The sequence below is a fragment of the Leisingera sp. F5 genome (genome assembly GCF_001593695.1).
This window is the reverse complement of record NZ_LUKH01000028.1, coordinates 1-14,037: the sequence shown is the minus strand read 5'-3', so window position 1 is coordinate 14,037 and position 14,037 is coordinate 1. Positions and strand designations below refer to the sequence as shown.

Below are 14,037 nucleotides of genomic sequence, written 5' to 3'. Positions count from 1 at the left end.
GCCGCGGGCAAGCGGCCAGGCCCTGCCCGGCCGCCGCGGGTGCTGCGGAAAAACCATCTAAAATACCGGATGTTTTCCAGGCCGGAAAATACGTGGAATTAACACGGCCTGTTCGATCCTGAGCTTCAGAAAGTTCGCCGGCGGCCTGCCGCCTTGGATTTAGGGAATTGGATCATGCCCAGCGGGTATCTAGTCCAGCTTGGAGACGGATCGCTGGATCACGGCGATACGATCACGTCCACCTATTCCTCTTTCACCACGGATCAGAACCTGGGCGCCGGCAATTGGAGCTGGACCGGCTCGCACGGCGGCACGCCCTATACCAACGAGGTTGAAAGCGGCGTCTACTATCTCGCCACCAACGGCAACGTTTACTTTGTGCCTGATCTGGGCCCGCCAGACTCCTTCAGCTCAGCCAGCGCCGACAGCCCGCCCGCCTATACCGATACAGACGGCGAAATTGACGGCACCAGCGGCGCGGATAACATCGACAGCAGCTACACCGACGGCGATGGCGATCAGATCGACAATGGCAGCGGCGGCGGCGCCTCGGGCGATCAGGACACGGTTGAGGCCGGCGCCGGCGATGATACTGTTGATGCCGGTGCGGACGACGACATGGTGTTCGGCGGTGAAGGCGGCGACAGTCTGGAAGGCGGCGCCGGCGACGACACGATCTATGGCGACAGCAGCACCGAGGCCGGCCTGGCAGATTCCCAGGAAAGCATCGATGATTCCAATGTCACCGACACCAGCAGCGGCTTTACGGTCACTGCCAAGGATCTGTCGGGCACCGCCAATGCGGCCAACATCGACTATTACGATGGCGCCTTTGGCGTTGCCGGAGCGGTTTCAGATTCCGACAGCGGCGTTGACGCGCAAATTGGATATGACAAGGCATCGGGCATTTCCGAAGAGCTGATCGTCGACTTTGATCAGGATACAACCGACGCCAGCTTTACCTTCAAGCACCTGTTTTCCGATAGTCACGGCGAGGAAGGCCATTGGGCGATCTACAAGGACGGCGTCCTGGTCGCCCAGGGAGATTTCACCGAAGATGTCGCCGGAACAGGCACCGGGACTGTCGACATCAACGGCTATGGCGCGTTTGACCAGCTTGTTCTGTCCGCCAACCTGCAGACCGACGGCACCGACGGCTCCGACTATACGATCTCAAACATCACTTTCACGGTTCCGCCTGAAGACCCCGCAGACGGCGATGACAGTATTTCCGGCGGTGCCGGCGACGACCTGATCTATGGCCAAGGCGGCGATGACACGCTGACCGGCGGCAGCGGCGCCGACACGCTGGACGGCGGCGATGGCGACGACAGCCTGAACGCGGGCGAAGGGGATTCCGCCACCGGCGGCGATGGCGACGACACGTTCACCATCGTCGATACCGGCGATAGCGGCAGCAACAACATCACCATCGTGGGCGGTGATGATGGGGAGACCACTGGCGACACGCTGGATTTCAACGGCCAGCTCGACAAGGGCACGCTGAACATCACCGACAATACCGGCGGCAGCCTGACCGGCACGGCAACACTGCTGGACGGCAGCGTGGTCAGCTTCTCGGGTATCGAAAACATCATCTGCTTTGCAGCCGGAACGCGGATTGCCACCACCACCGGCCTGCGCGCCATCGAAACGCTGCAGCCGGGCGATCAGGTGGTCACCCGCGACAATGGTTTGCAACCGGTGCGCTGGATCAGCCAATCGACGGTGCCTGCAACCGGCAATCTGGCCCCGGTGCGGATCCCGGCCGGGTGGTTCGGAGCTGAACGCGACCTGCTGGTGTCACCGCAGCACCGGATGCTGTTTTGCGGTGCAGCCGCAACCCTGCTGTTTGACGAAAACGAAGTTCTGATCCCGGCGGTGCATCTGGTCAATGGCAGCACTGTCCGCCAGGAGACTGGCGGCACTGTCACCTATGTGCATCTCCTGTTCGACCAGCATGAAATCATCTATGCCGAAGGCGCACCCTCGGAGAGCTTTCATCCCGGCGCCCAGGCGGTCTCAGCCCTGGACACTCCGGTGCGCGAGGAACTGTTCCGGATCATGCCCGATCTGCGCTGGAGCACAGGAACCTATGGCGCCACCGCGCGCCAGGTCGCAGCGCGCCACGAGGCCGCGCTTTTGCTTCAATAAAGCCCGCCGGAGCTGATGGTGCCAAAGGTCGCCTTGGGGCCCAGCACGGCGGTGCCGCCGCTGGAGGTGGTCACTTTGCGCCCCGATTCCTGCACTTCTTCGATCAGCGGCAGGTTCGACCCCATCGCAAAACCGCCATCGTAGGTCAGGCCAAAGATTGGCTCGGCCCCGTCGCGGAAGTACTCGGCCACCACATAGGCGCCTGACGCATTGTCGGGCAGCCGCGCACCGGTATAGCGGTCGATCTTGATGAAATGGCCGCCCTCCGGCACGTCAAAGGGCCCGCCGCCGAATTTCTCGGTCGCTTTCTTCATGAACTGCTGGAACACCGGGCCGCACATGGTGCCGCCATAGGCGCCGCGGCCCATCGGACGGGGCTGGTCAAAGCCCATATAGCAGCCGGCCACGATGTTGGAGGTGAAGCCGACAAACCAGACATCGCGGGAATCGTTGGTGGTGCCGGTCTTGCCCGCAGTGGGCACCGGCAGGTTGATCACACTCGACGCTGTGCCCCGGTCAACCACACCCCGCATCATCGAGGTCAGCTGATAGGCGGTGATCGGATCCATCACCTGTTCGCGGTCGGTGACAATCCGCGGCGCCTGGCCTGGGACCAGGTCGGGGTCTGCGCACTCAACACAATCGCGATCGTCGTGCCGGTAGATCGTGCGCCCGAAACGGTCCTGCACCCGGTCGACCAGCGTCGGCTGCACCCGCTCGCCTCCATTAGCAAACATCGCATAGGCCGCCACCATCTTGTACAGGGTGGTTTCCTCTGACCCCAGTGAGTTGGCCAGGAAGGCGCCCATGTTGTCATAGACGCCAAAGCGTTCGGCATAACCCGCAACCACCGGCATCCCGACTTCCTGCGCCAGGCGGATGGTCATCAGGTTCCGGCTCATCTCAATACCGGTGCGCAGCGGCGTTGGCCCATAAAACTTGTTCGACGAGTTCTTGGGCCGCCACAGGCCCTGCGGCGTGTTGATCTCGATCGGGGCGTCCACCACGATGGTGGCCGGGCTGTAGCCGCTGTCGAGCGCCGCCGCATAAACAAACGGCTTGAAGCTGGAGCCCGGCTGGCGCAGCGCCTGGGTCGCACGGTTAAACACCGAATGCTGGTAGGAGAACCCGCCCTGCATCGCCAGCACCCGGCCGGTGTTCACGTCCATCGCCACAAAGCCGCCCTGCACTTCCGGCACCTGCCGCAGCGACCAGTGGCTGAAAGCGCCGTCCTTTTCCTCGGCCCGCACCAGCACCACATCGCCGCGCGTGAAATTGTCCTCGAAGCTGCCCTTCATCCATTTGATGTCAGAGCGCGGCACGGTGCCAGTGCCCTCGTTGTCCTCAACACCAACCGTCAGGGATTTGCTGTCAACCTCCAGCACCACCGCCGGATACCATTTGCCGCCCAGATCGGTATCGCGGGACACATCAGCATTGGCCAGCGCCGCACGCCAGCTGGCCTCATCAGCCAGCTGCACCTCTTCCAGGGTCACGCCCGTACCACGCCATTTCCCGCGGGAGCGGTCATATTTTTGCAAACCGCCGCGCATTGCCAGCGCCGCCTCGGCCTGCATCTCGTGGTCGATGGTGGCGCGCACGGTAAAGCCGCCGGTGAAGAACTCGCCCTCGCCAAAATCCTGGGTCAGCTGGCGGCGGATTTCATCGGTGAAATAATCACGCGGCGGCAGCGCGGTGCGGAAGCCTTCAAAATCGCCGTTCTGCACCGAGCGCAATGGCTGCGCCACTTCTACATCATAGACGTCTTTCGAAATATAACCGTTCTCGCGCATTTCCCGCAGCACGTAGTCGCGGCGTGCCAGCAACCGTTCCTTTTGGCGCACCGGGTGGTAATCCGACGGCGCCTTGGGCATCGCGGCCAGCGTTGCCGCCTCATGCGGAGCGAGTTCCCCCAGGGTCTTGTTGAAATAGGTCTGCGCTGCCGCCGTCACGCCATAGGAGTTCTGGCCCAGGAAGATCTCGTTCAAATACAGCTCCAGGATCCGTTCTTTATCAAGCGTCTCCTCCAGCCGGGTGGCGAGGATGATCTCCTTGATCTTGCGCTCGGCGCGGCGGTCGCCGGACAGCAGGAAATTCTTCATCACCTGCTGGGTGATGGTCGAAGCGCCACGCACGTTGGCCCCGCGCGAACGGACCGCCTCAACCGCCGCCGCGGCGATACCGCGGGCGTCATAACCGGCGTGGCTGTAGAAATTCTTGTCTTCGGCCGAGATAAAAGCCTGTTTCACCAGGTCCGGAATATCCGCCGACGGCGTGAACAGGCGGCGCTCCTTGGCAAACTCGTCAATCATATGGCCTTCGCCGGAATAAATCCGGCTGATCGTCGGCGGCTGGTACTGGGCCAGGGATTCATGGCTTGGCAGATCGCGCCCATAGATCCAGAACACCGCGCCAATGGTCAACGCCACCATCGCCACCCCAAGGGTGATGGTGCTGAAGATGGAACCAAAGAAGGAGAGTATGAACCTGAGCACGGGTTTGGCCTTTCTCGCGGGGTGCCGCCTATATAGGTGCGGCAGTCCCCCGGGTCAAAACAGGAAACAGCGGATATATGCCAGAGAGATGGGAGAATTCTAGCACAATTCCCCGCCCTGTGCGGTGCCTTACGCAGCGGGAGCACCCAAGCCGTGGTCACAGAACTGGCATTGCTGCAGGGTCAGCCCGCCTGCGGAGTAGTCCAGTACCGTCAGCGCCGGAGCCTCAGCAGCGGGCAGAAAGCTGCTCCAGGCCCATTCGGGACGCGGGCCTGGAGCCTGGTACAGCACTGATTTTGCTGTGGTAAAGGGGATACCCCGCGCGGTGCCGGAACAGGGCCGGTGCACGTGCCCCGCCAGCAGATGCAGCACGTTGGGGTGTTCAGCAAGCAGCGTCAGCAGCGCGTCCCCGTTCCGCAGATTGTCCGGGTCCTGCATCGGCAGGCCCAGCGTCATTGGCGGGTGGTGCATGGCCACGATGACGGGCCGCCCGTTCAGCGCGTCCAGTTCTGCCTTCAGCCAGCCCATCCGCTCTGCGCAGAGGACGCCGGCAGCCGCACCCGGAATCAGCGTATCCAGGCAGAGGACAGCGAGGCCGCCGAAATCGCAGCGGTATTGGATGAATTCAGGCATTGCGGCAGCCGGCAACGGCAGCACCGCACGCAACGCAGCGCGGTCATCATGATTGCCGGTCATCGGCAGAACCGGCATCGGCAAGCCGTCAAGAAATCCCTTCAACGCCTGATAATTCCGCACGGTTCCGGTTTCCACCAAGTCACCGGTGATCAGACATGCGGCGGCATCCGAATGGTGCTCGGCGATAAAGTCTACGGCAGCCTGCAGCCGCAGACGCGGGTCGTGGCCCAGCACCAGCCCCTCAGCCTCGAAATGCAGATCGGACATCCAGATCAGTTTCACCGCAAGCCCCTATTGCCGCACCAGCGCGCGGCGGGCGTCGTCCTGCGCGCGCCAGGTAATCAGCCCGTTCAAAATGCCGCGCGCGGCCTTGGCCCGCCAATCCGGATCCACAAGGTTCTCAAGGTCCCGCTTGCTGGACAAAAAGCCGATCTCGACCAGTACAGAGGGGATATCAGCGGATTTCAGAACCGAAAACCCGGCCGAGCGCAGCGGCCTGTTATTAATCGGCCGCCCCTGCCCCCGCAGCCCGTCGATCAGCGCCACTGCCAAGGCATCGCTGCGCGGCTGGGTCTCCTGGCGGGCCAGATCCAGCATCACAGCCGTCACCTTGTCGTCCGCTTCACTCAGGTCGGTGCCGGACAGAAGATCGCCACGCAGGTGCCGCTCGGCCAGCTTGGCCGAGGCCACGTCAGAGGCTTCCTTGGACAGCGTGTAAACCGTGGAACCATGCGCCCGGCCCTCGGAAATCGTGTCGGCATGCAGCGAAATGAACACATCCGCCCCGGCCTGATGCGCCATGGCGATGCGCCGTTCCAGCGAGACAAAGTAGTCATCGTCGCGGGTCAGCAGCACGGTGAACTGGCCGGACCGCAGCAGCGCCTCGCCCAGCTCACGTGCGAATTGCAGCATCAGGTGTTTTTCTATGACATGCTCAGTCTCCGCCCCCGGGTCGATGCCGCCGTGGCCCGGGTCCAGCATCACCAGAAGCGGCGCATTTTCATCGCGCGCGCCCTTGCCTGGCATGGTTTGCGGCGCAGGCAGGTCCCAGCGCGGATCCTGCGGTGCGCCGGCACTGGCGGCAAATTCTTCCGCGGTTGCCGGTTCCAGCGACACTGCCAGCCGGGCCGCTGCAGTCACCTGATCGACTGTCATTGCTGCCGTGGAAACCTTCATCGGCTCTGCCAGCTGCAGAACCAGCCGCGACCAGCCCGGCACATAGGTGCCGAATTGCGCCGCGGTGATTTGCTCGCCCTGCAGCAATGTCTCCGCCCTCAGCCCGGTCCAGTCGACTTCCTGGAAATCCAGCACCAGCCTTGGCGGCTCCGCCAGGGTGAACAGCCGGTACGGCACCCCCTGGCTGAGCCCAAGAACCACCTCGGCGCCCCGCCCCGAATCGCGGACCTGGCTGATCTGCGCATCAATGCGTGCCAGCCCGCTGAATCCCTGTGCCCAGGCGCCGCCTGCCAGCAGCCAGATCAGCGTGATGAAGGTAAGCAGTCTGCCCATGCCTGAACCCCGGTTCTTGGTTTTCGGCGCAGACTAGGCAATTCCACCGGAATTGAAAATCCGCCTTCTGTGGTCAGCCGCGCGCGGCCATGAACTTCTCCAGCCGCGCCAGCCCTTCTTCGATATCCGCAGTGGAGCGCGCATAGGAGAACCGCAGCGTCGTGGCGCCGCGCACGGGGTCAAAATCCAGCCCCGGCGTGACGGCAACGCCAGCACTATCAAGGATTTCCGCGGCAAAGCTGCGGCTGTCGGCGGTCAGGTCCGACACATCGGCATAAACATAAAACGCCCCGTCCGGCGGCGCGATCTTGGTGAAGCCGGCCTTGGGCAGCCCGTCCAGCATCAGCTGGCGGTTCCTCGCGTAAACAGCCAGGTTCTCGCGCAGCTCCTCCTCGCAGTCCATCGCCGCAAGCGCGGCCACCTGGCTGGCGTGCGGCGCGCAGATGAACATGTTCTGGGCAATGCGTTCGACCACCCGCACATGATCCTCCGGCACCACCATCCAGCCGACCCGCCAGCCGGTCATGGAGAAGAACTTGGAGAAGGAGTTGATGATGTAAGCCTCATCCGTCAGCTCCAGCGCGGTGACGGCCTTCGCCTCATATTCAAGCCCGTGATAAATTTCGTCCGAAATGAAACTGGCCCCCTCGCCCCGCGCCGCATCAATCAGCGCGCCCATCGCGGCATGGTCCAGCATGGTGCCGGTCGGGTTGGCGGGCGAGGCCACCATCAACCCTGCAAGATCCTGCCCGGCAAGGTCCGCAGCGACTGGCTGCAGCCGGTTTTCCGGTGCGGTCTGAATGTCCACCGGCGTCAGCCCCAGCGCCTTGAGGATCTGCCGGTAGGACGGGTAGCCCGGCGCGCCGATCCCCACCCTGTCGCCGCTGTCAAACAGAGCAGTGAAACTCAGCAGAAAGGCGCCGGAGGAACCCGGCGTCACGATCACCCGCTCCGGGTTCAGATCAACATTGTACCAATCGCCGTACAACCGTGCGATGCGCTGGCGCAGCTCCGGCAGACCCAATGCAACAGTATAGCCCAAAGCGTTGTTTTTCAATGCATTCCCCAGCGCCTTCAAGGCACCGGAGGGCGCTCCGGTCGATGGCTGCCCCACCTCCATATGAATGATATGGCGGCCGGCGTCTTCGGCCTGGCGGGCGGCCTCCATCACGTCCATCACAATAAACGGATCAACGCTGGATCGGCTTGAGTTTCGCATTCTGATCTCCCATGGTGCGCGCATGAGTTTTGACCGTTTCTTCCGGCTGGCGTCAATCCCGGCTTTTGTGCTTTGCGCGCTGTTTCAATTTGCAGCGGCGGCGCAGGCGGCGTCGATCTCGCTGTTGCGCGATCCGGATGTGGAATACGGTCTGAACAAGCTGGCCGCACCGGTACTGCGGGCCGCGGGGCTGAATGCGAATCGGGTCCGGATCCTGCTGGTCAACGATTCCGCCTTCAATGCTTTTGTCTTGGATTCGCGAACGATATTCGTGAATTACGGGCTGATCCTGAAGGTGACCTCCCCCGAGATGCTGCAGGCGGTGATCGCCCATGAGGCGGCCCATATCACCAATGGCCACCTGGCACGGCGGATGCAGAACCTGCGCTCGGCAAACAGCGCTGCCGGTTTGGGCGTGGCTCTTGCGGTTCTGGCGGCTGCGGCTGGCGCGGGCGACGCGGCGGGCGGCATTGCCATCGGCACGCAAAATTCCGCACTGCGCGGTTTTCTGTCTCATACCAGGGCCGAGGAAAGCTCGGCCGACCGGTCCGCTGCGGACTATCTGAACCGTGCAGGCGTCAGTCCGCAGGGGCTGGTCGATCTGCACCGCGCCTTTGCCGGTCAGGAAGTGCTGAGTGCGGGCAGCCAGGATCCCTATACCCGCTCGCATCCCTTAAGCCGCGACCGCATCCGCGCCGCCCAGGCCTATCTGGCGGCGCATGGCGACAAGGGCCAGACCAGTGCCGAGGCCGATTACTGGTTCGCTAGGGTGCGCGGCAAGCTGTCGGGGTTTACCCGGTCGCCGAAGTGGACCCTGCGCCGGGTGCGCGAGGAACAGTACAAGGACGTGCGCCTGATGCGCGAGGCCGCCGCCTATCACCGGCAGAGAAATCTGAAAAAGGCGCTGAGGGCGGTCAATGGCGCGCTGGCAATCCGGCCTGCCGATCCCTTCTATCACGAACTCAAGGGCCAGATTCTGATTGAAAACCGGCAATGGTCCGCGGCCCTGGCCGCCTATGGCAAGGCTGTCAGCCTTGCCCCCAAGGATCCGCTGATCCTTTCCGGCTATGGCCGTGCGCAATTGGCAGCGGGCCAGCCCAGGGCAGCGCTCAAATCCATGGAACGCGCCCGCGCCATTGACTTCCGCAACCAGGTGCTGCTGCGCGACATGTCGCTGGCCTATGCCAAGACCGGGCAACGCGGCCTGGCGGCGCTGGTCACTGCTGAACGCTATGCCTTGCAAGGGCGTCTGGATGACGCCGGAATTCATGCCAAACGGGCCGTCGCCCAGCTGCCTGCAGGATCCGCCGCCGCGCGGCGGGCTCAGGATGTGCTGGTGGCCTATGAACAAGCTCAGAAAAGGAAAAGACGAAAATGAAACCCTTTACCCGCGCTGCCACAGCGGCTGCCACCGCCCTCGCCCTGCTGAGCACCCCGGCGCAGGCGCTGGACCTCGACAATATGTCCGAATCCGAACGCGAGGCTTTTGGCGAACAGATCCGTGCCTATCTGCTGGAGAACCCTGAGCTGATCCTGGAAGCGGTTGATCTGCTGGAACAGCGCCAGCAGCAGGCCGAGGCTGTCCGCGATGACACGCTGGTCGCCGACAACCTGGCAGAGCTGCAAAACGATGGCTATTCCTGGGTTGGCGGCAACCCCGACGGCGACATCACCCTGGTAGAGTTCATGGACTACCGTTGCGGCTATTGCCGCCGGGCAGCCCCCGAGGTGGAAAAGCTGGTGAAAGGCGACGGCAATATCCGCCTGGTCATCAAGGAATTCCCGATCCTGGGCGAAGCTTCGGTTCTGTCGTCACGGTTTGCTGTGGCCGCCAAACTTGTGGCTGGGGGCGAGGCCTATAAACAGGTGCATGATGCGCTGATCGAATTCGGCAGTGAACCGAACGAGGTTGCCCTGCGCCGTCTGGCAGAGGGGTTATCCCTGGATGCCGAGGCGATCTTTGCCAAAATGGACAGCGAAGAAGTAACGGCTGAGCTTCGCCAGACCCGCGCGCTGGCACAGAAGATGGCAATCTCCGGCACCCCGACATTTGTACTGGGAAATGAGCTGCTGCGCGGCTACCTGCCCGCCGATCAGATGGAGATCATGGTCGCCGAGATCCGCGACCAGCAAAGCTGAAGCCGAAAATGGGACCGGCGGAACCGGGGCGCTGCCCCGGACCCCGGAGTGTTTTTTCAAAGGTGAAGAGTTGAAGGGCGTTTTGAGGCGCCTTACTCAGCTGCCTCTTGGGCCGCCTCGATCTGGGCGGCCTTTTTCTCGACTTCTTCAACGATGTGGTCGACCATCTGTTCGTTGGACATCTTGTGGCTGGCCTTGCCTGCCAGATAGACCATGCCGGAGCCGGCACCGCCGCCGGTGAAACCGACATCCGTCATCAGTGCCTCGCCGGGGCCGTTCACTACGCAGCCGATGATCGAAAGGCTCATCGGGGTGTGGATGTGGGCAAGCCGTTCTTCCAGCGTTTCCACCGTCTTGATCACGTTGAATCCCTGCCGGGCGCAGCTGGGACAAGAGATGATGTTGACGCCGCGGTGGCGCAGGCCAAGGGATTTCAGGATCTCAAAGCCGACTTTCACTTCCTCCACCGGATCAGCAGAAAGGCTCACGCGCAAGGTGTCGCCGATGCCCATCCACAGGAGTTGCCCCAGACCGATCGCGGATTTGATGGTGCCGGAGACAAAGCCGCCCGCCTCGGTGATCCCTAGATGGATCGGCGCATCGGTGGCCTCGGCCAGTTGCTGGTAGGCGGCAGCGGACATGAAGACATCTGAGGCTTTCACAGAAATCTTGAATTCGTGGAAATCGTGATCCTGAAGGATGCGGATGTGGTCGAGGCCGCTCTCCACCATCGCCTCAGGGCAGGGTTCGCCGTATTTATCCAGGAGGTGCTTTTCCAGAGAGCCGGCATTCACCCCGATGCGGATCGAGCAATTGTGGTCGCGGGCGGCCCTGATCACCTCGGCCACGCGTTTTTCATCGCCGATGTTGCCCGGGTTGATGCGCAGGCAGGCGGCGCCGGCCTCGGCAGCCTCAATCCCGCGTTTGTAGTGGAAATGGATGTCGGCCACGATCGGCACCGGGCTTTCGCGGGCAATCTCCTTAAGCGCTTTCGAGGACGCCTCATCCGGGACCGACACCCGAACCAGATCCGCGCCGGCCTCAGCCGCGGCCTGGATTTGTGCAATGGTGCCGGCCACATCGGTGGTCAGCGTGTTGGTCATGGTCTGCACCGCAATCGGGGCGTCGCCGCCGACCGGCACATTGCCGACATGGATCTGGCGGCTTTTGCGGCGCTCGATATGGCGCCAGGGGCGGATATGGTTGATCGACATGAGGAATGCGTCCCGGCTGGTTCCTGTTAGCAGCTAGATACGTGCTGAAAGGCGGCGCCGCAATGGCAGCCCGCCCCTTCCGGCGGGATTCGCCGGGCACAAATCCGGGAACAGTTACTCGGCGGGCTGGTCCGCCTGCAGCTCGGCCACCAGGGTTGCCAGTGCTTCGTTGCGGCCATCAGCGAGATCGGCCAGCGCAAACCGGCCGGTGATCGCATCCATCGACAGGTCGATGTTCTTGGACACCTGGCCGCGTTCGCCGACGGGGCCGAAATGTTCACCGTTCACCGCAAAGTAGATCGCGCTGCTTTCGCCGGTGCGCAGGCGCGGGGCGTCTTCGGTCAAAGGCACTTCGAACCGTTGGCCCGCGTCCATGATGGTTTCCAGGATCACGCTGCCGTCCGCAGCGGTAACCTGCACCCAGGACGGGCGCACCGCAACCATTTCAACGCCAGGCTCGACCTCAGCCACCACCTGCGGCACCTGCTGCAGAGAGCCCTCGCCCTCATAAGGCAGGCTGGCTTCGGCAAAGCCCAGCGAGGGCACTTCGGGCGCAGCAAAGTTGCCCAGCGTGGAGGGGTCCAGGGTCGAGATCGGCGCATCGCGCGCCACCAGAACCGGCACATCCAGCGCCTGCGGGCGGTAGAGCCGGTCCAGTGCCTCAGCTGCCGGATCCTGGGTGCCTTCGGCAATCTCCAGAACCGCGCTGTTGAGCGGGTCAAGATCAGCCAGCACCGCCGGGGTCTGATCCACTGGTGCAAACTGCACCTGCTGCACTTCCTTCAGCACAGCCCAGCCGCCATAGCCAATGCCGCCGATCAGCGCCGCCAGCACCATCAGCGAGCCGACTGCACGCGGTTCGATCTGGCTGAGAAAACTGCTGGGGGCCGGAATAAACGGCGCATTGGGCGAGGCAAAGGCATCGCCGCCCAGCCCGGTGGACGTCACCGCCGTGGCGGCGCCGCCTTTGGTCCGGCTGGACGCTTCGGCAGACATGCCATGGGCAACAGTAAAACCGCTTTCGGTGCAGAAATCCTGAAACGCCTCTTCTGCATCCATGTTCAGATAGCGTGCATAGGAACGCACATACCCGGCAATGAATCCGGGTGTGTCAAAGGCGGAAGGGTCTGAATTCTCGATCGCGGCGATGTAGGACGCCTTGATCCGCAACTCGCGCTGGACATCAAGCAACGACTTTCCCATCGTTGCCCGCTCACCGCGCATCACGTCGCCGAGCTTCAGCTCAAAATCGTCAAAACCCTTCGGTTTTGCCGTTCCGCCATGCTCTTCTTGCTTGCGCTGGGTGAAGCGCCCGATCATGCCTGCTGTCCCATTTTTGCCTGCCGCAATCTGTTCAGAGCGGTGAAAGAATCACAGTTGCGACTCAGATCCGCTCATTGATTGACAACAGCGTAACACACCGAAGGTAAATTTACACTGATCAGTATGTTACCCGGCAAGTTCGGCACGATTCAGCGCACAATGCGACCACAATGAGTCCATCGCCTGGACCAGCGCGTCGATCTCCTTGGGCCCGTGCACCGGCGACGGCGTGAACCGCAGCCGCTCGGTGCCGCGCGGCACCGTCGGATAATTGATTGGCTGCACGTAGATGCCGTAGTCTTCCAGCAGATGGTCGGACAGCACCTTGGTATGAACCGGGTTGCCGACAATCACCGGAACGATGTGGCTGCCATGATCGATGATCGGCAGCCCCAGGCCTTTCAGCCGCAATTTCAGCACCTTGGCCTGATCCTGATGTTTGTCGCGCAGATCCTGTGCGCCTTTCAGATAAGCCACCGAAGCCGCCGCCCCCGCCGCAACCGACGGCGCCAGCGAGGTGGTGAAGATGAAGCCCGGCGCATATGAGCGGATGGCGTCGCACATCTTGGCCGACGCCGCGATATAGCCACCCATCACACCGTAAGCCTTGGCCAGGGTGCCATTGATGATGTCGATACGATGGGCCAGGCGGTCGCGCTCGGTGACACCGCCGCCACGCGGGCCGTACATGCCAACAGCGTGGACCTCGTCGATATAGGTCAGTGCGCCGAATTCATCGGCCAGATCGCACAGCGCTTCGATGGGGCCAAAGTCACCGTCCATCGAATAAACCGATTCAAAGGCAATCAGCTTGGGCGCCTTGGGATCGTCCGCTTCCAGCAGTTCGCGCAGATGCGCCACGTCATTGTGGCGGAAGACGCGCTTGGCACCGCCATTGCGGCGTACGCCCTCGATCATTGAGGCATGGTTCAGCGCATCGGAATAGATGATCAGACCCGGGAACAGCTTGGGCAGCGTCGAAAGAGTCGCGTCATTGGCGATATAAGCCGAGGTGAACAGCAGTGAGGCTTCCTTGCCGTGCAGGTCGGCCAGTTCGGCCTCCAGCTGCTTATGGTATACTGTGGTGCCGGAAATATTGCGGGTGCCGCCGGAGCCTGCACCGGTGGAATCGATGGCATCATGCATCGCGTCCAGCACAACCGGATGCTGGCCCATGCCCAGATAGTCATTGCCGCACCAGACGGTGATGTCCTGCTGGCTGCCATCGGGGCGGGTCCAGACCGCATGCGGGAAATGGCCCTTCTTGCGCTCGATGTCGATAAAGGTCCGGTAGCGGCCCTCGTCGTGAAGGCTGGCAATCGCTGCATCCAGTTTCGCGGTATAGTCC

At 62.6% G+C, this 14,037-nt stretch carries 10 protein-coding genes; 3 read left to right on the top strand and 7 right to left on the bottom strand.

Annotated elements, in window-relative coordinates:
- Positions 1–174 precede the first annotated feature (174 nt).
- Positions 175–2,154: a Hint domain-containing protein gene (locus tag A2I95_RS17770; protein ID WP_291731699.1), complete on the top strand. Its 1,980-nt coding sequence runs from the start codon at positions 175–177 to the stop codon at positions 2,152–2,154.
- On the opposite strand, the gene A2I95_RS17765 is transcribed toward A2I95_RS17770, so the two are convergent.
- The 4 genes from A2I95_RS17765 to A2I95_RS17750 form a co-directional block, all read right to left on the bottom strand.
- Entirely contained in the window at positions 2,148–4,649 is a 2,502-nt protein-coding gene (locus tag A2I95_RS17765; protein ID WP_291731696.1) for a penicillin-binding protein 1A, read from the bottom strand. The genes A2I95_RS17770 and A2I95_RS17765 overlap by 7 nt on opposite strands.
- A 129-nt stretch (positions 4,650–4,778) precedes the next feature.
- Positions 4,779–5,567: a phosphodiesterase gene (locus A2I95_RS17760; protein ID WP_291731694.1), complete on the bottom strand. Its 789-nt coding sequence runs from the start codon at positions 5,565–5,567 to the stop codon at positions 4,779–4,781.
- 9 nt (positions 5,568–5,576) lie between these two features.
- Positions 5,577–6,794 (bottom strand): N-acetylmuramoyl-L-alanine amidase, encoded by a 1,218-nt coding sequence (locus tag A2I95_RS17755; RefSeq protein WP_291731692.1) that lies wholly within the window; start codon positions 6,792–6,794, stop codon positions 5,577–5,579.
- Between the two features lie 73 nt (positions 6,795–6,867).
- On the bottom strand, positions 6,868–8,013 hold the full coding sequence (locus A2I95_RS17750; RefSeq protein WP_291731689.1) for an aminotransferase class I/II-fold pyridoxal phosphate-dependent enzyme: 1,146 nt from the start codon (positions 8,011–8,013) through the stop codon (positions 6,868–6,870).
- A gap of 22 nt (positions 8,014–8,035) precedes the next feature.
- On the opposite strand from A2I95_RS17750, the gene A2I95_RS17745 reads away from it, so the two are divergent.
- Together A2I95_RS17745 and A2I95_RS17740 are read left to right on the top strand one after the other, a co-directional pair.
- The gene (locus A2I95_RS17745) at positions 8,036–9,391 is read left to right on the top strand and encodes a M48 family metalloprotease (protein WP_291731687.1); all 1,356 of its coding nucleotides are present in this window, start codon (positions 8,036–8,038) and stop codon (positions 9,389–9,391) included.
- The gene (locus A2I95_RS17740; RefSeq protein ID WP_291731685.1) at positions 9,388–10,152 is read left to right on the top strand and encodes a DsbA family protein; all 765 of its coding nucleotides are present in this window, start codon (positions 9,388–9,390) and stop codon (positions 10,150–10,152) included. Before A2I95_RS17745 ends, A2I95_RS17740 begins: the two co-directional genes overlap by 4 nt.
- Positions 10,153–10,244: 92 nt before the next feature.
- Here the strand turns inward: A2I95_RS17740 and ispG are convergent, their stop codons facing one another.
- The 3 genes from ispG to hemA all read right to left on the bottom strand — a co-directional run.
- Positions 10,245–11,366 carry a flavodoxin-dependent (E)-4-hydroxy-3-methylbut-2-enyl-diphosphate synthase gene (gene ispG / locus A2I95_RS17735; protein WP_291731683.1) on the bottom strand — a complete coding sequence of 374 codons (1,122 nt, stop codon included), beginning with the start codon at positions 11,364–11,366 and terminating at the stop codon, positions 10,245–10,247.
- 114 nt (positions 11,367–11,480) lie between these two features.
- Entirely contained in the window at positions 11,481–12,686 is a 1,206-nt protein-coding gene (locus tag A2I95_RS17730; RefSeq protein WP_291731681.1) for a helix-turn-helix domain-containing protein, read from the bottom strand.
- A 129-nt stretch (positions 12,687–12,815) separates the two neighbouring features.
- A partial coding sequence (gene hemA / locus A2I95_RS17725) for a 5-aminolevulinate synthase (RefSeq protein WP_291731679.1) occupies positions 12,816–14,037 on the bottom strand: 1,222 nt, incomplete at its 5' end.